Source organism: Streptomyces sp. JH14, from assembly GCF_029428675.1.
Taxonomy (GTDB): domain Bacteria; phylum Actinomycetota; class Actinomycetes; order Streptomycetales; family Streptomycetaceae; genus Streptomyces.
On record NZ_JAJNEL010000001.1, the window covers coordinates 5160017 to 5180924 of the forward strand.

Below are 20908 nucleotides of genomic sequence, written 5' to 3' on the forward strand. Positions count from 1 at the left end.
TCCTTCGGTGGACGGCTCTTCGACACGTGACAGCTACTCATTTGCGCACTGAGTACCTCGTTGCGCGGGTGGCTGAGAGGCTGGGGGACATGACTGAGCCGTCGTGGCACACCGTGCACACCTACGAGCTGACGCCGACCGACCGCGACGGGATCCGCGCCTTCCTCGGCACCGCCTTCGAGGGCGGCTTCAGCGACGACGACTGGGACCACACCCTGGGCGGCATCCACGTCTGCGCGCGGGACGGCAGTGGCGTTCTCGCGCACGGCAGTGTCGTTCAGCGCCGGGTGATCCACGCCCACCGCTCGTACCGCATCGGATACGTGGAAGGCGTGGCCGTCCGTGCCGGCCGGCGGCGGGAGGGGCTCGGCGGCCGGGTGATGGCGGCGCTGGAGCGGGTCGTCGACGGGGCGTACGCCTTCGGGGCGCTGTCCGCCTCCGACACCGGGGCCGGTCTGTACGCGGCGCGCGGCTGGCAGCCGTGGCGGGGGCGGATCGCCGTGCAGGGGCCGGCCGGAGTGGAGCCGCTGCCGGACGAGGAGGGCAGTACGTACGTCCGTGCCGCGGCAGGGCGCCCGCTGCCCTCCGCGTCCCAGGAGCTGATCTTCGACTGGCGCGACGGCGACGTGCTCTGACGCCCCGGGCGGCCGCGCCCGCCGCCCGCCGGTCGTGGGCGGGCGAGGACTCCGTGTGCGCCCGGGGCCTCCCGGTGGCAGGTCCCGCCGCTTCTGGTGAGCATGGACGCATGTCCGTCGACCAGGGAGACCCCATGACCATCGCGGTGCTCGGTGCGACCGGCGGCCAGGGCGGCGCGGTGGTCACCGCGCTCCTGGAGGCGGGGCGCGCCGTACGCGCCGTGGTGCGTGATCCCGGCAGCGGACGGGCCAGGGCCCTGGCGGCGGCCGGAGCAGAGGTGGTTCCGGGGGATCTGTTCTACGCGGCCTCGCTCGCCGAGGCGTTCCGGGGCGCGACGGCCGCGTTCGCCGTCACCACACCGTTCCAGGACGGTCTGGACGCGGAGGTGGCCCAGGGCGCGGCGATCGTACGGGCGGCGGCGGACGCCGCGCTGCCCCATCTGGTGCTGGCGTCCGTCGCCAGCGCGGACCGCGGCACCGGCATTCCGCACTTCGAGACGAAGGCCAGGACCGAGGAGCTGCTCGCCGACTCCGGGCTTCCGGCGACGGTGGTGGCACCCACCTACTTCTACGACAACGCACTGGGCGTGCCGGACGAGGTCGCGGCCGGGCTCCTCACCATGGCGCTCCCCGGTGACACTCCCCTCCAGCAGGTGGCGCGGCAGGATCTGGGCCGCGTCGTGGCCGAGATCGTGGCCGATCCGGACCGCTGGACGGGGCAGCGGATCGAGGTGGCGGGCGACGATCCCACACCGGTCCGGATGGCCGCGGAGATCGGACGGGCCGCCGGCGGCACGGTCGAGTTCCGGCAGACACCGCTGGAGGACCTGCGCGCCACCAGCCCCGACATGTTCGCCATGTTCAGCTACCTGGCGGACACCGGCTACCAGGTGGACCTGGCGGCGCTGCGGGCACAGTTCCCGGGCGTGCCCTGGACCTCGTACGGCGCGTGGGCGGCCACCCAGGAATGGCCGACGCCCCGCGGGTGACCCGTACCCCTGGAAGGAGCATCCGGCGCCGTCGGGATCACCGCTCCCGGACCGGAGCGGCCGACCCGTTCCTTGGCCGTGTCACCACCCCTGAGCAGGCACGATCGCCGGCCGGGCGGGTCCTGACCCGGGATCTGCGGGCGGGCGGCCCCAAACCCCCGTCTCAGATAGTAGGAAGTCCGAGTAATTGTGGAGACAGACCGGCCGAGCTGCCCTAGCTTTGTAGGAGCCGAACGTCTCGCTAGATCCAGCGACTGGCGGTCGTGAGCGCGTGCCCGATGCAGGCAACCCCTGCGGCATCCGCCACCGCCCCTTCCGGCGCCTCGAAATCCCGATCTCGAAATCACCCTCACGTTTTTTCGATCTCGAAATCCTCGCGATCTCAAGGAGTCGATCCACCATGGCAGAGACGACTGTCCGCCGCGTCCGTCACACCCACCGCCCGACCGAGTCGGAGCGCCAGAACGCCGCCGCCGCCCTGCAGCGAGCCCTCGACCGCAGGGACAACGGCGGCTCCACCGGTCACTGAGACCGACCGGTCACTGAGACCGGCCGGTCACGCAGACCGGTCCGGTTCGGATCAGCCGCGGCTGATCTCGAAGTGGTCGATGCGCTCGCCCGACTCGGCGAGCGCAGTGACCTTCATCCGGGCGTGCCGCCCGGGCTCGACCTCCACCGCGAGGAACGAGAAGCCGGTGTAGCGCACCCGCGACCACTCCACGGTCTCGGTGGCCCTGCCGCCGCCCTTGACCACGTGGTACGTGTTCACGCTCTCCTGGTCCTCGACGTGCCCCTCGTACGTGTCCGGCGCCGGGAAGTCGTACAGCGCCCTGCCGGCGCCGCCCGCCGTGACGTACACGATGCCGTCCCGCGTCGGGTCGGTGCGCTCGCCGATCGGCACCTTCCGCGCGACCGCGTTCTTCAGGATCGCGTCGGTGCGCTCGTAGACGTGGTTGTGGCCGTTGATGACCAGGTCCACCTGGTGCTTTTCGAAGAGCGGCACCCAGGCGTCCCGCACCCCGCCGTCCGAGGCGTGCGCGTTGGTCGTCGAGAAGGCGCAGTGGTGGAAGAACACGACGATGAAGTCGATGTCGTGACGGGCCCGCAGCTCACCGAGGCGCCGGTCGAGCCAGCGGGTCTGCTTGCCGTCGCTGATCCCGAAGTTGGCGGGGATCTCGTACGAAACGTCGTTGGCGTCGAGCGCGACCACGCCGACGTTGCCGTGCACGAACGAGTAGGCACCGGGCTGGCCCACCGGATCCGGGCCGTTGTCCGGCAGGGACCAGCGGGCGTTCTGGCCGCCGTAGCCGTCCGGCGAGTACCAGGCCTCCATGTCGTGGTTGCCAGTGGTCACCATCCACGGCACGGTCTTCGAGACGGTCTCCGTCTGCGCCAGGAACTGGTCCCAGGTGCGGGCGTCGTACGTGTCGCTCGTCTGGCCGGAGCCGGACGGGTCCGCGTAGCAGATGTCGCCCGCGTGCAGGTGGAAGGCCGGGTTCTGGCCGAGGATCAGCTGGTCGTTGCCGAGGGCGTGGTAGCTGACACCCTGGTCGCCGAAGGCCGTGAAGGTGAAGGTCTCGGCGCGCGACGGCGCGGTGGTGAAGGTGCCGAGCGTGCCGAGGTTGCGGGTGTCGGCCGGGTCGAAACCGTCGTGGCCGACGCCGTAGTAGTACGTCGTGCCGGGCTGCAGCCGGTCCAGCCCCGCGTGCACGTAGAACTGCTCGGCGGCCGCGATCTTGCCGCCGTTGAGGAGCGGGGTGGTCAAGTGCCGCACCTCGGCGTCGATCTTGCGGCTCAGCGCCCACGGCTTGAGCCCGATCCGGATGTACGGGCGCCCGACCGCGAACGGGACCTGCCAGGAGACCCGCATCTGCGCCCTGGGGTCGGCGCCGTACGCGAGATGCCGGCCGAACGGGGCGACCAGCGAACCGTCCACCTGGGTGGAGGAGTTGCGTGAGGTGAGCACGGTGGGCGCGGCGTACGCGGGCGAGGCGGCGAGTCCGGTGGAGAGGCCGGTGCCGACGACGGCGGCAGTCGCGACACCGGTGCGCAGCGCGCCGCGCCGGGTGAGCCGGGTGCGCAGGTAGTCGTGCTGCTCGGCCATGCTCATGCGGTCGGCGAGCTTCTCGGGAATTCCGAAGCGAGGGATGTCCATGGCCAGAACATCCACCTGTCGGCTGACGGCTTCCCGTCGAATGGGTGAACGGTACACGTATAGCTCCCCATGTGTCCGTATGGTGGACGCAAAATGTCATGGGGTGGGACGAGCAGTAGGGTGCCGACATGTCTCGCAGCATCAATCTCGCAGTGATCCCCGGTGACGGTATCGGCCGGGAGGTCGTGGCTCAGGGCCTCAAGGTCCTCAACGCTGTTCTCCCGCAGGATGTGAAGCTGGAGACGAAGGAGTTCGACTTCGGCGCCAAGCGGTACCACGCGACCGGTGAGACCCTCGCCGACGCGGACGTGCAGGCGCTCAAGCAGCACGATGCGATTCTGCTCGGCGCGATCGGTGACCCCTCGGTCCCGTCCGGTGTTCTGGAGCGCGGCTTCCTGCTGAAGCTCCGCTTCCTCTTCGACCACCATGTGAACCTGCGGCCGTCGAAGCTCCTCCCGGGTGTCGCGACCCCGCTCAAGGGCCAGCCGGAGATCGACTTCATCGTGGTCCGCGAGGGCACCGAGGGTCCGTACACCGGCAACGGCGGCTCGATCCGCACGGGCACCCCGCACGAGGTCGCCACCGAGGTCTCGGTCAACACGGCCTTCGGCGTCGAGCGTGTGGTCCGTGATGCCTTCGCCCGCGCCCAGGCCCGCCCGCGCAAGAAGCTGACGCTGGTTCACAAGAACAACGTGCTGGCCTACGCCGGGCACCTGTGGACCAACATCTTCAACAAGGTCGCGGCGGACTTCCCGGACGTCACCACGGACTACCTGCACGTGGACGCGGCGACGATCTTCCTCGTCACGCAGCCCGAGCGGTTCGACGTGATCGTCACCGACAACCTCTTCGGCGACATCATCACCGACCTCGCCGCGGCCGTCTCCGGCGGCATCGGCGTCGCGGCCTCGGGCAACATCAACCCGAGCGGCGAGTTCCCGTCGATGTTCGAGCCGGTCCACGGCTCCGCGCCCGACATCGCGGGCCAGGGCAAGGCCGACCCCACGGCCACGATCCTCTCCGTCGCCCTCCTGCTGCGCCACCTCGGCTACGAGGCCCAGGCCGCGCGCATCGAGGACGCCGTCTCCGCCGACCTCGCGGAGCGCGACGGAATTCCCACGCGTACCACCGACGAGATCGGCGACGCGCTCGCGGTACGCGTAGCGAGCTGACCCGACGACTCCCTCTCGAAGCCGCCGGGTCGTAACCGCCCGGCGGCTTCTTCTGTGTGGTCCCGGGTGTCACCATCGATCCCTGGACCGCAATCACGTCATTTCGTGCACGGCCCCACCCGAGCGATAATCGAACGGGGCCGTGACTTGGGATGAAGCTCGGACGTCCTAGCACCTGTCCGACAGGGGCTGGCGTGAGCGCGGTCCTACACACACAACCGGTGAAGGACACGCACTCATGACGACGCCCACGATCGAGCTCAAGCCTTCTTCCACCCCGCTGTCCGACGCGGAGCGCGAGGCGATCCTGGCCAATCCCGGATTCGGCCGCTACTTCACCGATCACATGGTGATCATCAAGTGGACCGAAGGCCGCGGCTGGCACGACGGGCAGCTCGTGCCCTACGGCCCGCTGTCGATCGACCCCGCCACGAACGTCCTGCACTACGCGCAGGAGATCTTCGAGGGCCTCAAGGCCTACCGCCAGCCCGACGGATCGGTGGCCAGCTTCCGTCCCGAGGCCAACGCCAAGCGCTTTCAGCGCTCCGCGCACCGGCTCGCCATGCCCGAGCTTCCGGTGGAGACGTTCATCGAGGCGTGCGACGTGCTGGTCCAGCAGGACAAGGCGTGGGTTCCGGCGCACGGCGGCGAGGAGTCGCTCTACCTGCGCCCGTTCATGATCGCGTCCGAGGTCGGCCTCGGGGTGAAGCCCGCCAACGAGTACCTCTTCATCGTCATCGCCTCGCCCGCCGGTGCGTACTTCCCCGGCGGGGTGAAGCCGGTCTCCATCTGGCTCTCCGAGAACCGCGTCCGCGCCGTCCCCGGCGGCATGGGCGACGCCAAGACCGGCGGCAACTACGCCGCGTCCCTCCTGGCCCAGGCCGAGGCCGCCGAGAAGGGCTGCGACCAGGTCGCCTACCTCGACGCCGTGGAGCACAAGTGGGTCGAGGAGCTCGGCGGCATGAACCTGTACTTCGTGTACGGGGACAAGATCGTCACCCCGGCCCTGACCGGCTCGCTGCTCGCCGGTGTCACCCGCGACTCGCTGCTCCAGGTCGCCCGTGACCTCGGCTACGAGTCCGAGGAGGGTCGCGTCTCCATCGACCAGTGGCGCAACGACACCGAGAACGGCACCCTCACCGAGGTCTTCGCCTGCGGTACCGCCGCCGTCATCACCCCCGTCGGCGTCGTCAAGTCCGAGGGCGGCGAGTGGACCCAGAGCGGCGGCGCACCCGGCGAGGTCACGATGAAGCTGCGCGAGCGGCTGCTGGACGTCCAGCGCGGCGTCGCGCAGGACACGCACGGCTGGATGCACCCGCTCGGCTAGTCCGCCCCGTTCCGCACACACGAAGGCCGCGCCCGGCACCTGCCGGGCGCGGCCTTCGTGTGTCCCCGTTCCCCGCGCCGGCAACGTTTCACCGGACAGCCGACGGCCCCCAGGTTGGAGTGCTGCTCTAAAAGGGCGAAGCAATTCTTCCATTACTCGCTGCCCCATGGTTAGAGTGACGCTCTAACCGAAAGGTGTGGAGACGTGCGACTGACCCCGACGGAACGCGACCGGCTGCTGCTCTTCGGCGCAGCCGAACTGGCCCGGGCCCGCCGTGCCCGGGGGCTGAGGCTCAATGTCCCCGAGGCGACGGCCCTCATCGCGGACACCGTCTGCGAGGCGGCCCGTGACGGGCGCCGGCTCGCCGAGGCCATCGAGGCCGCCCGGTCCGTGCTGGGTCCGGACGATGTACTGCCCGGGGTCGCCGACATCGTCACCGAGGTCCATGTGGAAGCCGTCTTCGACGACGGTTCCCGGCTCGCCGTGGTGTCCCGCCCGATCGGCGGCGCGGGGCTCGGCGACGAGGCCCCCGGAGCCGTCGTCCCCGGCCCCGCCACGCCCGAGCCGGAGCCCGCGGTGCGGCTGGACGTCCGGAACACCGCGACCGTCCCCGTCAGCGTCACGTCGCACTTCCACTTCTTCGAGGCCAACCCGCGGCTCGACTTCGACCGGGGCGCCGCGTACGGGATGCGGCTCTGTGTCCCCGCCGGGTCGTCCGTCCGCTTCGGGCCCGGCGAGAGCGTCGCCGTCGGCCTCGTGCCGATCGGCGGCGACCGGGTGGCCATCGGCTTCGCCGGTCTCGTCGACGGCCCGCTCGACGCACCCGGCGCGAGGGAAGAGGCCCTTCGCCGCGCCGCAGCCTGTGGATATCTGGGAGCCGGTCAGCGATGAGCATCGATCCGTACGAGTACGCCTCCGTGCACGGCCCGCGCGCCGGGGACCGGGTCAGGCTCGGTGACTCCGGGCTGACCGTCCGCGTCGAGGCCGACTCGCAGCAGCACGGCGAGGAGTTCCTCGCCGGGTTCGGCAAGACCGCCCGCGACGGGCTGCACCTCAAGGCCGCCGCGGTCCGCGGGACCTGCGACGTCGTCATCAGCAACGTGCTGGTCATCGACGCCGTGCAGGGCATCCGCAAGGTGTCGATCGGAATCCGGGAAGGCCGTATCGCGTCGATCGGGCGGGCCGGCAATCCGGACACCCTCGACGGTGTGGACGTCGTCGTGGGCACCGGGACGACCATCGTCTCCGGCGAGGGGCTCATCGCCACCGCGGGCGCCGTCGACACCCATGTCCATCTGCTGTCGCCGCGCATCATGGAGGCCTCGCTGGCCTCCGGGGTCACCACGATCATCGGCCAGGAGTTCGGCCCGGTCTGGGGCGTCGGCGTCAACTCGCCGTGGGCGCTGCGCCACGCCTTCAACGCGTTCGACGCCTGGCCGGTCAACATCGGCTTCCTGGGCCGCGGTTCGTCCTCCCACGAGGCGCCGCTCGTCGAGGCCCTTGCCGAGGGCGGGGCCTGTGGGTTCAAGGTCCACGAGGACATGGGTGCCCACACCCGCGCCCTGGACACCGCGCTGCGGGTCGCCGAGGAACACGACGTGCAGGTCGCCCTGCACAGCGACGGGCTGAACGAGTGCCTGTCGGTCGAGGACACCCTGCGCGTCCTCGAAGGCCGCACGATCCACGCCTTCCACATCGAGGGCTGCGGCGGCGGGCACGTACCGAACGTCCTGAAGATGGCGGGTGTCCCGAACGTCATCGGTTCGTCCACCAATCCGACGCTGCCGTTCGGCCGGGACGCGGTCGCCGAGCACTACGGGATGATCGTCTCCGTCCACGACCTCAAGACGGATCTGCCGGGCGACGCCGCGATGGCCCGCGACCGGATCCGTGCCGGGACGATGGGCGCCGAGGACGTCCTGCACGACCTCGGTGCCATCGGCATCACCTCGTCCGACGCGCAGGGCATGGGCCGGGCCGGCGAGACGGTACGCCGCACGTTCGCGATGGCCGCGAAGATGAAGGCCGAACTCGGCCCGATGGAGGGCGACGGACCGGCCGACGACAACGGGCGCGTCCTGCGCTACATCGCCAAGCTGACCATCAACCCCGCCATCGCCCACGGGCTTTCCCACGAGGTCGGTTCCATCGAGAGCGGGAAGCTCGCCGACATCGTGCTGTGGCGGCCCGAGTTCTTCGGGGCGAAGCCACAGCTCGTGCTGAAGTCCGGCTTCCCTGCGTACGGAGTCACCGGCGATCCCAACGCCGCCACCGACACCTGCGAACCCCTCGTCCTCGGGCCGCAGTTCGGTGCGTACGGAGCGACCGCCGCCGACCTCTCGGTCGCGTTCGTGTCGCAGGCCGCCACGCAGCTCGAGGCGGACCTGATGCCGACCCGCCGGCGCCGGGTCGGGGTCCGCGGCACACGCGGCATCGGTCCCGCCGACCTGGTCCGCAACTCCCGTACGGGACACGTCGCCGTGGACGCACGCAACGGTCTGGTCACCCTGGACGGGGCCCCGGTCCGCTCCGGACCCGCCGACTCCGTCTCCCTCAACCGCCTCTACTTCCTGTAAGGACCCCGCCGTGACCTTCCGCATGCCGCCCGAGTGGGCCCCGCACGAGCGCACCTGGATGGCCTGGCCGGGCCCCAACCCCACCTTCGCCACCGGTGCCGAACTCGACGGGGCCCGCCGCGCCTGGGCCGCCGTCGCCCGCACCGTCCGCCGCTTCGAACCCGTCACGATGGTCGTCGGACCGGGCCAGGAGGAGAGCGCCCGCGCACTGCTCGGCCCGGACATCGAGCTCGCCGTCCGCCCGCTCGACGACGCCTGGATGCGCGACATCGGCCCCACCTTCGTCACCGACGGGCGGCAACTGGCCGCAGTCGACTGGACGTTCAACGGCTGGGGCGCGCAGGGCTGGGCCCGTTGGGAACACGACGCGCACATCGCCCGTTCGGTCGCGGAGCTCGCCGCCGTCCCCGTGCACGGTTCCCCGCTCGTCAACGAGGGTGGCGCGATCCACGTCGACGGCGAAGGCACCGTCCTGCTCACCGAGACCGTCCAGCTCGGCAAGGAGCGCAACCCCGAGTGGACCCGCGCCGAGGTCGAGGCCGAGATCCACGCCCGCCTCGGCACACGGAAGGCCATCTGGCTGCCTCGCGGACTGGCCGGTGACTACGGCACGTACGGCACCCTGGGCCATGTCGACATCGTGGCCGCCTTCGCCCGCCCCGGCACCGTCGTCGCCCACGTCCAGCCGGACCCGGCCCACCCCGACCACGAGATCACCCGCGAGACGGTCCGCCTCCTGCGCGGGGCGACCGACGCCCGGGGCCGCGCCCTGGAGGTCGTGGAGGTCCCGGCGCCGACGGTGGTGCGCGAGGACGGGGAGTGGGTCGACTACTCGTACATCAACCACTACCTCTGCAACGACGGCGTCGTCCTCTGCGCCTTCGACGACCCGCGCGACGAGCTCGCCGCCGGGATCTTCCGCCGTCTCTTCCCGGAACGGACCGTGACCCTGGTCGACGCCCGTACGATCTTTGCCGGTGGTGGAGGCATCCACTGCATCACACAGCAGCAGCCGAAGGTCTGACCGATCCCCATGCCCACACCCGCCCCGCGCCGCCGCAACACCGCCCCGCCCCGCGAGGAGGTGCTGGCCGCCGCCATGGCCACCATTGCCGAGCGCGGTCTCGAAGGGCTGACCATGGCCGGTCTCGGCCGTGAGGTCTCCATGAGCAGCGGGCATCTCCTCTACTACTTCCGGACCAAGGACGAATTGCTGCTGCAGGCCCTGGAGTGGAGCGAGGGCCGGCTCGGTGCCCAGCGGCGGGAGCTGCTGGCCCGGCCCGCCCCGGTCCGCGAGCGGCTCGACGCGTACGTCGATCTGTACATCCCCGACGGCCACCGCGACCCGCACTGGACGCTCTGGCTGGAGGTCTGGAACCGCTCGCAGAACGCCGACGCCGACGCACGCGCCCGGCAGGCCGCGATCGAGCGGGCCTGGCACCGGGACCTGGTGGCGCTGCTGGCGGAGGGGAGCTCGCGCGGGGAGTTCCGCGATGTCGACGCCGAGCGGTACGCGACGCGGCTGCGCGCCCTGCTCGACGGGTTCAGCATCCATGTCGCGATCGGCCTGCCGGGCGCCGAACGGGGCGGGATCCTCGCCCACGTAAGGGAGTTCCTGGACGAGTCGCTCGCCGCGTTCCCCCGTCCGTGAACGCAACGCACGTAAGTACGCATGATCGTTGCCCCATGCACCCTTGTTGCGTTCCCGGTCGTTCCGGCACCGTGACGGACCATGGGACGAGAGCAGTGGAAGAAAATCTGGGTCGGCTCCGCCGGCAACATGGTCGAGTGGTTCGACTGGTTCGTGTACGCGACCTTCGCGGTCTACTTCGCGGACTCGTTCTTCCCCGAAGGCAACGAGACCGCCAATCTCATGAACACGATGGGCATCTTCGCCGTCGGCTTCTTCATGCGGCCGGTCGGCGGCTGGCTGCTCGGGCGGATCGGTGACCGCAGGGGACGCAAGGCCGCGCTGACCCTCACCGTCACCCTCATGTCGGCCTCCGCGATCCTCATCGCCGTCGCGCCGACCTACGCCGTGGCGGGATACGGGGGCGTCGCCGTCCTGATGGTGGCCCGGTTGCTCCAGGGCCTCTCGGTCGGCGGCGAGTACGCCGCCAGCGCCACGTACCTCACCGAGGCGTCCGCACCCCACCGGCGCGGCTTCGCCTCCAGCTTCCAGTACGTGTCCATGACCGCCGGTCAGCTCGTCGGCCTCGGCCTGCAGATCGTTCTGCAGCGCACCATGTCCGACGCGGCGCTGCACAGCTGGGGCTGGCGCCTCCCGTTCGTCGTCGGCGCCCTCGGCGCGGCCGTCGTGTTCTACCTGCGCCGCTCCATGCTGGAGACCGAGGTGTACGCCGAGTCCGGCGCCGCCGTCCAGGAGGACCGCGGCACGCTGAAGGCGCTGTGGAAGCACAGGCGCGAGGCACTCCTGGTGATGGCGCTGACCATGGGCGGGACCGTCGCGTACTACACGTACACGACGTACCTCACCAAGTTCCTCTCCAAGAGCGCAGGCATGGAGAAGTCCACCGCCTCGCTCGTCAGCTTCTGCGCCCTGTTCGTCTTCATGTGCCTCCAGCCGCTGGCGGGCATGCTGTCCGACCGGATCGGCCGCCGTCCGCTGCTGATCACCTTCGCCGTCGGCTCGACCTTCCTGACCGTGCCGATCATGACGATGCTCAAGCACGCCGGGACGTTCTGGCCCGCGTTCGGGCTGGCACTGCTGGCCCTGGTCGTCGTCACGGGCTACACCTCGATCAACGCCTGTGTGAAGGCCGAGCTCTTCCCGACCGGCATCCGCGCCCTCGGTGTCGCCCTCCCGTACGCCCTGGCCAACGCCCTCTTCGGCGGCACGGCCGAATACGTGGCGCTCTGGTTCAAGGACGCGGGCATCGAGTCGGGCTTCTACTGGTACGTGGCAGGCTGCGCCGCGGTCTCCCTTGTCGTCTATCTGACGATGCGCGAGACCCGGGACATCGATCTGGACCGGGTCGGAACGGCCGAGGGGAAGGGCGGGCGGCCGCAGTCGCGGTCGTCCCACGCGACGAGCGTGACGCCCGCATCCTGAGACGGACGGCGGCACGGAGGCGGTGCTGTGCGAGACTGCCTCCGTGTCCTTGTTCGTCATGATTATTGGCAGCAGGCGCGCCGGTCCGCAGTGACCGTCCCGTACCACCACGTGCGGAGCGGCCATCGTGCCCCAGACCCGCGCGCAGACCTCTCGCACCCGCGAGGGGTTTTTTCGTTTTCCGGCCCTCACCTCGGCCGGGGCGATGCGCGCGCGGGATGATGGGGGCAAGTGGAGCCCGATCGTCCGGATCCACTCATCCGACAGGAGTCAGATCAGCATGACCACCCAGGCCAAGGCCAAGGCCACCGACGACAGCTTCCATGTCTTCGACACCACACTGCGCGACGGTGCACAGCGTGAAGGCATCAACCTGACGGTCGCGGACAAGCTGACCATTGCCCGGCACCTGGACGACTTCGGCGTGGGCTTCATCGAGGGCGGCTGGCCCGGAGCCAACCCCCGCGACACGGAGTTCTTCGCCCGCGCCCAGCAGGAGATCGACTTCAAGAACGCCGAACTGGTCGCCTTCGGCGCGACCCGCCGGGCGGGCGCCAAGGCGTCCGAGGACCCGCAGGTCAAGGCGTTGCTGGCGTCGGGCGCCCCGGTGATCACGCTGGTCGCCAAGTCGCACGACCGGCATGTGGAGCTCGCCCTGCGCACCACGCTCGACGAGAACCTCGAGATGGTCCGCGACACCGTCTCCTACCTGCGCGAGCAGGGCCGCCGGGTCTTCGTCGACTGCGAGCACTTCTTCGACGGCTACCGCGCCAACCCGGAGTACGCCAAGGACGTCGTCCGCGCCGCCTCCGAGGCCGGCGCCGATGTCGTCATCCTCTGCGACACCAACGGCGGGATGCTCCCCGCCCAGGTCCAGGCCGTCGTCTCCACCGTCCTCGCGGACACCGGGGCCCGGCTCGGCATCCACGCCCAGGACGACACCGGCTGTGCGGTCGCGAACACCCTGGCCGCCGTCGACGCGGGTGCCACCCACGTCCAGTGCACTGCCAACGGCTACGGCGAGCGGGTGGGCAACGCCAACCTCTTTCCCGTCGTCGCCGCCCTGGAACTGAAGTACGGCAAATCCGTCCTTCCCGAGGGCGCACTTGCGGACATGACCCGCATCTCGCACGCCATCGCCGAGGTCGTCAACCTCACGCCCTCCACGCACCAGCCCTATGTGGGTGTCTCCGCCTTCGCCCACAAGGCCGGTCTGCACGCCTCCGCCATCAAGGTCGACCCCGACCTCTACCAGCACATCGACCCGGCGCTGGTCGGCAACACCATGCGGATGCTCGTCTCCGACATGGCGGGCCGCGCGTCCATCGAGCTCAAGGGCAAGGAGCTCGGCATCGACCTCAAGGGCGACCGCGAGCTCGTCGGGCGCGTCGTCGAGCGGGTCAAGGAGCGTGAGCTCAACGGCTACACGTACGAAGCGGCCGACGCCTCCTTCGAACTGCTGCTGCGCGCCGAGGCCGAGGGCCGGGCGCGCCGCTACTTCCGTACGGAGTCCTGGCGCGCGATCGTCGAGGACCGCCCCGACGGCACCCACGCCAACGAGGCGACCGTGAAGGTCTGGGCCAAGGGCGAGCGTCTCGTCGCCACGGCCGAGGGCAACGGCCCGGTCAACGCACTCGACCGGGCGCTGCGCGTCGCGCTGGAGCGGATCTACCCGCAGCTCGCCAAGCTGGAGCTGGTCGACTACAAGGTCCGCATCCTGGAGGGCCGCACCGGTACCGAGTCCACCACCCGGGTGCTCATCACCACGGGCGACGGCACCGGCGACTGGGCGACCGTCGGGGTCGCCGAGAACGTCATCGCCGCGTCCTGGCAGGCGCTGGAGGACGCGTACACCTACGGCCTGCTGCGGGCCGGGGTCGAGCCGATGGAGTAGGCGAGCGGTCCGGGGCGGGCCCGCGGAGCAGTCTCCGCGGGCCCGCCCCGGACCGGACGGACCGGCCCCGTTACTGAAGGTGCCACTTCTGGTTGGCGGCGCCGGTGCAGGTCCAGATCTGGGCCCGGGCCCCGTTCGCCGTCGACTGGTCGGTGATGTCCAGGCACTTGCCCGCCGCCGTGTTGACGACGTCACCCGTCGATGCGTTGTACGTCCAGCGCTGCGCCGACGTTCCGTTGCAGGTGTACAGCTGGACCTTTGCTCCGTTGGCCGTCGATGCGGCCGTCACGTCCAGGCACGAACCGAGCGCCTGGACGGAACCGTCCGCTGCGACCGTCCAGCGCTGGGCCGCGGAGCCGTTGCAGTCATAGAGCTGGACGGCCGTCCCGTCGGCGCTGCTGCCGCCCGCGACGTCCAGGCACTTGCCCGCAGGGCCCGAGAAGACCCCTGAGGTGCCGGTGGAGCCGGACGGGTTGCCGGACCAGGTGAAGGTCGCCGAGGTGCGGCCCGGAAGCGAGTAAGTGAACTTCTGGCCGCCCCAGTTGACGGTGATCTGCTGCGCCGACGTACCGCCGTTGTACGCGATCAGCGCCTTCGAGCCGTCCGGGTTGCGCCAGGCCACGTTGGGCACGGTGGAGCCGGCCGTCGAGGCGATCCGCTGGGCGCCGGGCCGGACGAACTTCGTCAGATGACCCATCGTGTAGTACTCGATGTTGTAGTCGACCTGGCCGCTCCTGCTGTCGCCGTTGTGCACGGTGATCAATCCGTCGCAGGTGCCGCAGCCGCCGTTGTGCGGGCCGCGGTTCTGGTCCACGGCCAGGGACCACTTGGTGACCGACTTCGCCCAGTTGCGGGTGTAGTCGACGATGTTGAGCATGTCCTCGCGCTGCTGGTCGGCGATCCAGGTGCCGCCGGAGTGCTCGGTCTGGAAGGCGTCCGTCGTCGGGTACTGGTTGTGCACGGTGGTCTGCTTGGTGACGTCACCGCCGTAGCCGTGCCAGGCGACCCCGCCGAAGTTCGGGTGGTTGCGCACCGCCGGGTCGTCCACCGTCGCAGCCGCGTACGCGTCGTAGGTGTCCCAGTTCCAGTCGTGCGCGAGGACCTTGGTGGCGAGCCCGGCGGACTGGAGCTTCGGCAGCAGCTCGTTCTTGGTGAAGTAGGCGAGCCCCGAGCCGTTCCAGCTCATCGACGGATAGCCGGAACAACAGGTCGGCTCGTTCTGCGCGGTGACGTAGTCGACCGGGACGCCCTGGTCGCGGTAGGCCTGGAGGTACTTCACGAAGTAGCCGGCGTACGTACCGTAGTTCTCCGCCTTCAGCCAGCCTCCGTTGAGCTGGCCGCTGTCCTTCATCCAGGCCGGCGCGGTCCACGGCGAAGCGACCGTCGTCAGTGCCGGGTTGAGCTGCTTGGCCTGCTTGGTCAGCGGGAGCACGTCCTGCAGATCATGTGCGATCGAGAATTGTGCGAGCGACGGGTCGGTCTGGCCGGACGGCAGATCGTCGTACGTGTAGCCGGTCCGGGCCAGGTCCGAAGCCCCCATCGGATTGCGTACGAACGAGAGCCCGATGCCCTCGGTCGGCGAGAACAGCTTCTTCATCGTCGCGTCGCGGGTCGCCTGGCTGAGCGCCCCGCTGCTCTTCATCAGATACGCGGCCGTGTCGGTGAACGACGCGCCGCCACCCGTGAACGTCTGGTAGCGGGTGCCTTCGTCGACCGTGATGTTCGTGCCGCTGCCGCCGTTCCCGGAGCCGAAGGCGATCGGCGTCTGAGCCTGGAGACCGCGGGTGACATGCCGCCCGCCGGCGTCGTCCGTGGTGGTCAGAGCGATGTTCACGGTCTCGCCGGCGGCCTGCGCCGTACCCGACGAGAGCCCGGTGAGGCCCGCGGTCGCGAGCACTCCTGCGACCAGTGCGCGAGCCGCTCTGCTTGATCTGATCATGGCTGCTGCCTTTCTCGGCAGGGACTGTGGGGGAGTTGCCGTCGATCGAGGCGTGAGTGAACTGCCGTTGCCGGCGTACGTCAAGGGGGCGTGCGTTCATGACTTGAACGCACAACACGTCCTGTCTGCTGGGGAGATGGGTACGGACCAATGTCGACGTGAAGTATTGACGGCGGTGTTCCGGCGGGGTTAACTCACGCCGCAACGCCGGTACCGGTTCCGGAACCGGTTGCGGAACCGGTTTCGACTCCCTGTCCTGCCTTGTCCTGGAGGCCCCGATGCGCGTCACCATCGCCGATGTCGCCCGCGAGGCCGGCGTCAGCAAGACGACCGTGTCCCGGGTCATCAACACCAAGGGCGAGGTGGACGGTTCGACAGCGGCCCGTGTTCGTGAAGTGATTACACAGCTTGGATACGTGCCCAGCTCGGGCGCCGTCGGACTGGCCCGCGGCAGCAGCCGTACGGTCGGCATGCTGGTGCCGTCGCTCACCTGGCCGTGGATGGGCGAGGTGCTCCAGGGCGTCGTCGACACCGTCGAGGCCGCCGACTACGGGCTGCTGCTCTTCACCTGCAACCGGGGTGCCGAGTCGGTGGAGCGCTTCACCAGCCAGGTGTCGGCGCGTGCCTTCGACGGACTCCTGGTGGTCGAACCCGAGAACACCCTCGACCACCTCACCGCACTGCACCGCGGCGGCCTGCCGATCGTGCTCATCGACGATCGCGGCCACCACCCCGAATTCCCCTCCGTCGTGACCACCAACCACGAAGGAGGCGCGTCCGCCGCCCGTCACCTGCTGGCCGCCGGACGTACCAGGCCCCTGGTCCTCACCGGCCCCCAGACCTTCGGCTGCGTGCGCGACCGGCTGGACGGATTCCGTTCGGTTCTGCCCACCGACCTCGTCGTCCACGGGGACTTCACCGAACTCTGCGGCCGGCAGGCCGTGGAACGGCTGCTCTCCGAGGGCGTGCGGTTCGACTCGGTCTTCGCACACAACGACATCAGCGCGGCGGGCGTGCTGCGGGCGTTGCGTGCGGCGGGCCGGTCGGTGCCCGACGACATCGCGGTGGTCGGCTTCGACGACATCCCGATGGCCGAGCACACCGAACCGCCGCTGACCACCGTGCGCCAGCCCACCCGGCAGATGGGTGAGACGGCTGCGCGGCTGCTGCTCTCCCATCTCGGCGGCACGGCCACTCCGGACGCACCGGTCGTGCTGCCCACCGAACTGGTCGTGCGCCACTCGGCGCCCTAGCGGTCCGGCCGGGTACTGCTTCCGGCCGCCCGCACCCCCGCACCACCCCGCGCCTTCCCGCGCATCGGCACCACCCCCGCACCGCCCGTACCAGGCGCGCCGAGCGCTGCCCGCCGCCCGTTCCCACCCTCCGTCCCGGATCCTCCGGACCCGCAGTCCCTCCTGGAGTCGCCATGTCCGTACGCCGTCGCCACACGCTGAGAGCGCTCTCTGTCGCCACCGCCGTGGTCGCGCTCGCCGCCGGTTGTTCCTCCGCCAACTCGGGTGCCAACAAAGGGGGTGGCGCCGCCACGGGCGTGCTGACCCTGGGCAAGCCGGACGGGCCGCAGACGAACAACAGCAACCCGTTCCTGAACACCTCGGCGGGCGCCACTCTCGGCTACCGCTACATGATCTACGAGCCGCTGGCGATGACGAACCAGATCAAGCCCGCGGACAAGGCGGAGCCGTGGCTGGCGACCGACTGGAAGTGGGAGGAGAACTTCACCAAGGTCACCTTCAGCCTCGACCCCAAGGCGAAGTGGGCCGACGGCAAGCCGCTGACCGCCGACGACGTGGCGTACACGTTCAACCTGCTGAAGACGCACGCGGCGCTCAACTGGAACGGCATCCCGTTCGACGGCGTCGCCATCGAGGGCAAGAAGGTCGTCCTGACCTTCAAGGACTCCCAGTACGTCAACCAGAACAAGATCATCCAGACCTTCATCGTGCCCAAGCACATCTGGGAAGGCGTCAAGGACCCGGAGACCTGGCCCAACCGGAACCCGGTCGGCTCCGGCCCGTACAAGCTCAAGACGTTCACCCCGCAGACCACCACGCTGACCGCCACGCCCACGTACTGGAAGGGCGCGACGAAGGTCAAGGAGCTGCGGTACAGCGCGTACAACGACAACAGCGCGGCGACCACGGCGCTGGCGAGCGGCAAGCTCGAGTGGTCGTTCGTCTTCATGCCGAACTACAAGCAGCTGTACATCGCCAAGGACGCCAAGAACCACAAGCTGTGGTTCCCGTCGGGCCTCGGCATCCACGGACTGTGGTTCAACACCGCCCGCAAGCCGTTCGACAACCCGGCACTGCGCAAGGCCATGGCGATGGTCGTCGACCGCAAGGCGATCTACACCCAGGCCGAGGCGACGCTCTACCCGGAGATCACCAACCCGACCGGCATCCCGCTGCCCGCCGGTGACTCGTTCCTGGCGCCCGAGTACAAGAGCGCCACGACCGCACCCGATGTGGCCGGTGCCAAGAAGATCCTCGACGACGCCGGGTTCAAGCTCTCGGGCGGAGTGCTGAAGGACCCCAGCGGCAAGCCGGTGAAACTCACGCTCACCGACCCGGCCGGCTGGAACGACTACATCACCGGGCTCTCCATCATCAAGGACAACATCAAGCAGCTCGGCATCGAGGCGAAGGTCAAGACGCAGACCGCCGAGGCCTGGGGCGCGGACGTCGCCAACGGCAACTTCGACGCCACCCTGCACTGGACCAACAGCGGTGCGACTCCGTACGACATGTACCAGAACATCATGGACGGCGCGATCCTCCAGCCCATCGGCAAGGCCTCCCAGACGGGCAACTTCGGGCGCTTCAAGAGCCCGGAGGCGACCCAGGCGCTCAAGGACTTCGCCAACGCCACCGATGAGGCCACCCGTACCGCGGCCATGAACAAGCTCCAGAAGATCATGGTCGAGCAGGCGCCGATGATCCCGACGTCCGCCGCCCCCATCGGAGCCGAGTACTCCACGAAGAACTGGGTGGGCTGGCCCACCGAGGCCGACCCGTACGCCCCGCCGCAGCACACCCAGCCCTCTGTGCTGCAGATCGTGCTGAAGCTCAAGCCCTCCAAGTAGTACGGGGAAACGGACCGGCCATGACCACCACCACCGATCAGACCGACGACATCGTGCTCGAAGCACGCGGAGTCACCAAGCACTTCCCCGTCCGCCGCACCGGCCGCGATCTCGTCGCACGCCATCGCCGCACCGTTCACGCCGTCGACGACGTCTCGCTGCAACTGCGGCGCGGCACCGTCACGGCCCTGGTGGGGGAGTCGGGCTCCGGGAAATCCACCGTCGCCCGGCTGCTCTCCCAGCTGTATCCGCTCACCGAGGGCGAGATCCGGCTGGACGGGAAGGCGGTGAAGGCAGGCCGTGGCCGGTCCTTCCGCTCGTACGTACGACAGGTCCAGCTGATCTTCCAGGACCCGTTCGCATCGCTCAACCCGGTGCACACCGTGCGCTACCACCTCACCCGGTCGCTGAAGATCCACGGCCGGGAGGCGACCGGGACCGAACTCGCCGCACTGCTGGAACGGGTGCAGCTCACCCCTGCCGCCCAGTACCTCGACAAGTTCCCGCACGAGCTCTCCGGCGGCCAGCGCCAGCGCGTCGCCATCGCCCGTGCGCTCGGCGCCGACCCGAAGGTCCTGCTGGCCGACGAGCCCGTGTCGATGCTCGACGTCTCCATCCGGCTCGGCGTCCTCAACCTGCTGCGGGACCTCAAGGAACGCTTCCGTCTGGCGATCCTGTACATCACCCACGACATCGCCTCCGCCCGCTACTTCGCGGACACCACGCTCGTGATGTACGCGGGCCGGATCGTCGAGGGCGGGGACAGCGAGACCGTCACCCAGCGCCCCGCACACCCCTACACCCAGCTGCTCATCGCCTCGGCGCCCGACCCGGACCGGGTGGTCGCCGAGGAGGAGCAGGAGGAGACCGGAAGCGGCGAACCCCCGTCGCTCATCGCACCGCCGGCCGGCTGCCGCTTCCACCCGCGCTGCCCCAAGGCGATGGAGCGCTGCCGCACCGAACTGCCGCCGCGCTTCGACCTGGCGGACGGCCAGTGGGCTGCCTGCTGGCTGTACGCGGACGACGCCACCGCCACCGACGACCACGAGAAGGAGGCTGCGAAGTGAAGTACCTGCTGCAACGGCTCGCCTTCTACCTGGTCACCGCGTGGGCCGCGATCACCATCAACTTCCTGATCCCGCGCCTGATGCCGGGCGACCCGGTCCAGGCCCTCCTCTCCCGCTTCCAGGGCCAGCTCGACACCAGCGCCATCGACTCGCTCACGGCGCTCTTCGGCCTCGACAAGCACATGTCGCTCTGGGACCAGTACACCGACTACTGGTCGCATCTGCTCGACGGCGACCTGGGGCTCTCCTTCACCTTCTTCCCGACGCCGGTCAGCGAGGTGATCGGTCAGTCGCTGCCGTGGACGCTGGCGCTCGTCGGCGTCACCACGCTGATCAGCTTCGCGCTCGGCACCGGGATCGGGGTCTTCACCGGCTGGCGGCGCGGGTCCTGGATGGACAGCCTGCTGCCCGTCACCACCTTCATCTCCGCCATCCCGTACTTCTGGCTGGGACTCATCGCCATCGCGCTGTTCGCCGTGAAGTGGCCGCTCTTCCCGGCTGCGGGCGGTTACGACAACTCGCTCGTGCCCGCCTTCGACTGGCCGTTCATCTCCAGCGCGCTCTACCACGCCGCGCTGCCGGGCCTGACGATCGTGCTCAGCGCCGTGGCCGGCTGGATCCTGGGTATGCGGAACATGATGGTGACGGTGTCCAGCGAGGACTACGTCATGGTCGCCCAGGCCAAGGGGCTGTCCGAGCGCCGGGTGATGTTCGGATACGCCGCGCGCAACGCCGTCCTGCCCAACATCTCCGGCTTCGCGCTCTCCCTGGGCTTCATCGTCGGCGGCACGCTGCTGGTGGAGATGGTCTTCTCCTACCCGGGCATCGGCTACCAGCTCTTCCAGGGGGTGGCTGCCAAGGACTACCCCCTGATGCAGGGCGTCTTCCTGATCATCACGCTTTCCGTCCTCGCGGCGAACCTCCTCGCCGACGTGATCTACATGGTCCTCGACCCCCGTACCCGAAGGGAGGCCTAGG

17 protein-coding genes are annotated in these 20908 nt (G+C 69.7%); 15 read left to right on the forward strand and 2 right to left on the reverse strand.

The annotated features are described in order from the left end of the window. The first annotated feature begins 89 nt into the window (after nt 1-89). From LRD69_RS23410 to LRD69_RS23420, 3 genes are all read left to right on the forward strand, one after another. A complete protein-coding gene (locus tag LRD69_RS23410; protein ID WP_277328509.1) occupies nt 90-635 on the forward strand; it encodes a GNAT family N-acetyltransferase in 546 nt (181 codons plus the stop codon). A gap of 134 nt (nt 636-769) precedes the next feature. Continuing rightward, the gene (locus LRD69_RS23415; RefSeq protein ID WP_277329853.1) at nt 770-1624 is read left to right on the forward strand and encodes an NmrA family NAD(P)-binding protein; all 855 of its coding nucleotides are present in this window, start codon (nt 770-772) and stop codon (nt 1622-1624) included. A gap of 400 nt (nt 1625-2024) precedes the next feature. Then, complete coding sequence (locus LRD69_RS23420) at nt 2025-2153, forward strand: hypothetical protein (protein ID WP_093772350.1); 129 nt, start codon at nt 2025-2027, stop codon at nt 2151-2153. Between the two features lie 51 nt (nt 2154-2204). Here the strand turns inward: LRD69_RS23420 and LRD69_RS23425 are convergent, their stop codons facing one another. Next, complete coding sequence (locus LRD69_RS23425; RefSeq protein WP_277328510.1) at nt 2205-3779, reverse strand: metallophosphoesterase family protein; 1575 nt, start codon at nt 3777-3779, stop codon at nt 2205-2207. A gap of 128 nt (nt 3780-3907) precedes the next feature. Here LRD69_RS23425 and LRD69_RS23430 point away from each other — a divergent pair, with 128 nt between their 5' ends. The 8 genes from LRD69_RS23430 to cimA all read left to right on the forward strand — a co-directional run bounded on the left by LRD69_RS23430 (nt 3908) and on the right by cimA (nt 13821). Then, complete coding sequence (locus tag LRD69_RS23430) at nt 3908-4951, forward strand: 3-isopropylmalate dehydrogenase (protein WP_277328511.1); 1044 nt, start codon at nt 3908-3910, stop codon at nt 4949-4951. Nucleotides 4952-5189: 238 nt separating this feature from the next. Continuing rightward, entirely contained in the window at nt 5190-6278 is a 1089-nt protein-coding gene (locus LRD69_RS23435) for a branched-chain amino acid aminotransferase (protein ID WP_277328512.1), read from the forward strand. 204 nt (nt 6279-6482) lie between these two features. Then, nucleotides 6483-7169: an urease subunit gamma gene (gene ureA, locus LRD69_RS23440; RefSeq protein ID WP_277328513.1), complete on the forward strand. Its 687-nt coding sequence runs from the start codon at nt 6483-6485 to the stop codon at nt 7167-7169. Then, nucleotides 7166-8854 carry an urease subunit alpha gene (locus LRD69_RS23445; RefSeq protein WP_277328514.1) on the forward strand — a complete coding sequence of 563 codons (1689 nt, stop codon included), beginning with the start codon at nt 7166-7168 and terminating at the stop codon, nt 8852-8854. Before ureA ends, LRD69_RS23445 begins: the two co-directional genes overlap by 4 nt. A gap of 22 nt (nt 8855-8876) precedes the next feature. Further along, on the forward strand, nt 8877-9878 hold the full coding sequence (locus LRD69_RS23450) for an agmatine deiminase family protein (RefSeq protein ID WP_277329854.1): 1002 nt from the start codon (nt 8877-8879) through the stop codon (nt 9876-9878). Nucleotides 9879-9887: 9 nt separating this feature from the next. Further along, nucleotides 9888-10505, forward strand: coding sequence for a TetR/AcrR family transcriptional regulator (locus LRD69_RS23455; RefSeq protein WP_277328515.1), 618 nt, complete (start codon nt 9888-9890; stop codon nt 10503-10505). Between the two features lie 81 nt (nt 10506-10586). After that, a complete protein-coding gene (locus tag LRD69_RS23460; protein ID WP_277328516.1) occupies nt 10587-11927 on the forward strand; it encodes an MFS transporter in 1341 nt (446 codons plus the stop codon). Nucleotides 11928-12207: 280 nt separating this feature from the next. Then, a complete protein-coding gene (gene cimA / locus LRD69_RS23465) occupies nt 12208-13821 on the forward strand; it encodes a citramalate synthase (protein ID WP_277328517.1) in 1614 nt (537 codons plus the stop codon). A 70-nt stretch (nt 13822-13891) separates the two neighbouring features. Here the strand turns inward: cimA and LRD69_RS23470 are convergent, their stop codons facing one another. Next, nucleotides 13892-15760: a lectin gene (locus LRD69_RS23470; RefSeq protein WP_277328518.1), complete on the reverse strand. Its 1869-nt coding sequence runs from the start codon at nt 15758-15760 to the stop codon at nt 13892-13894. 278 nt (nt 15761-16038) lie between these two features. Between LRD69_RS23470 and LRD69_RS23475 the strand changes: the two genes are divergently transcribed. From LRD69_RS23475 to LRD69_RS23490, 4 genes are all read left to right on the forward strand, one after another. Beyond that, nucleotides 16039-17013, forward strand: coding sequence for a LacI family DNA-binding transcriptional regulator (locus LRD69_RS23475; protein WP_277328519.1), 975 nt, complete (start codon nt 16039-16041; stop codon nt 17011-17013). 173 nt (nt 17014-17186) lie between these two features. Continuing rightward, a complete protein-coding gene (locus tag LRD69_RS23480; RefSeq protein WP_277328520.1) occupies nt 17187-18863 on the forward strand; it encodes an ABC transporter substrate-binding protein in 1677 nt (558 codons plus the stop codon). Nucleotides 18864-18883: 20 nt separating this feature from the next. After that, nucleotides 18884-19930 (forward strand): ABC transporter ATP-binding protein, encoded by a 1047-nt coding sequence (locus tag LRD69_RS23485; RefSeq protein ID WP_277328521.1) that lies wholly within the window; start codon nt 18884-18886, stop codon nt 19928-19930. Further along, nucleotides 19927-20907 carry an ABC transporter permease gene (locus LRD69_RS23490; RefSeq protein WP_277328522.1) on the forward strand — a complete coding sequence of 327 codons (981 nt, stop codon included), beginning with the start codon at nt 19927-19929 and terminating at the stop codon, nt 20905-20907. Before LRD69_RS23485 ends, LRD69_RS23490 begins: the two co-directional genes overlap by 4 nt. Nucleotide 20908: the final 1 nt, after the last annotated feature.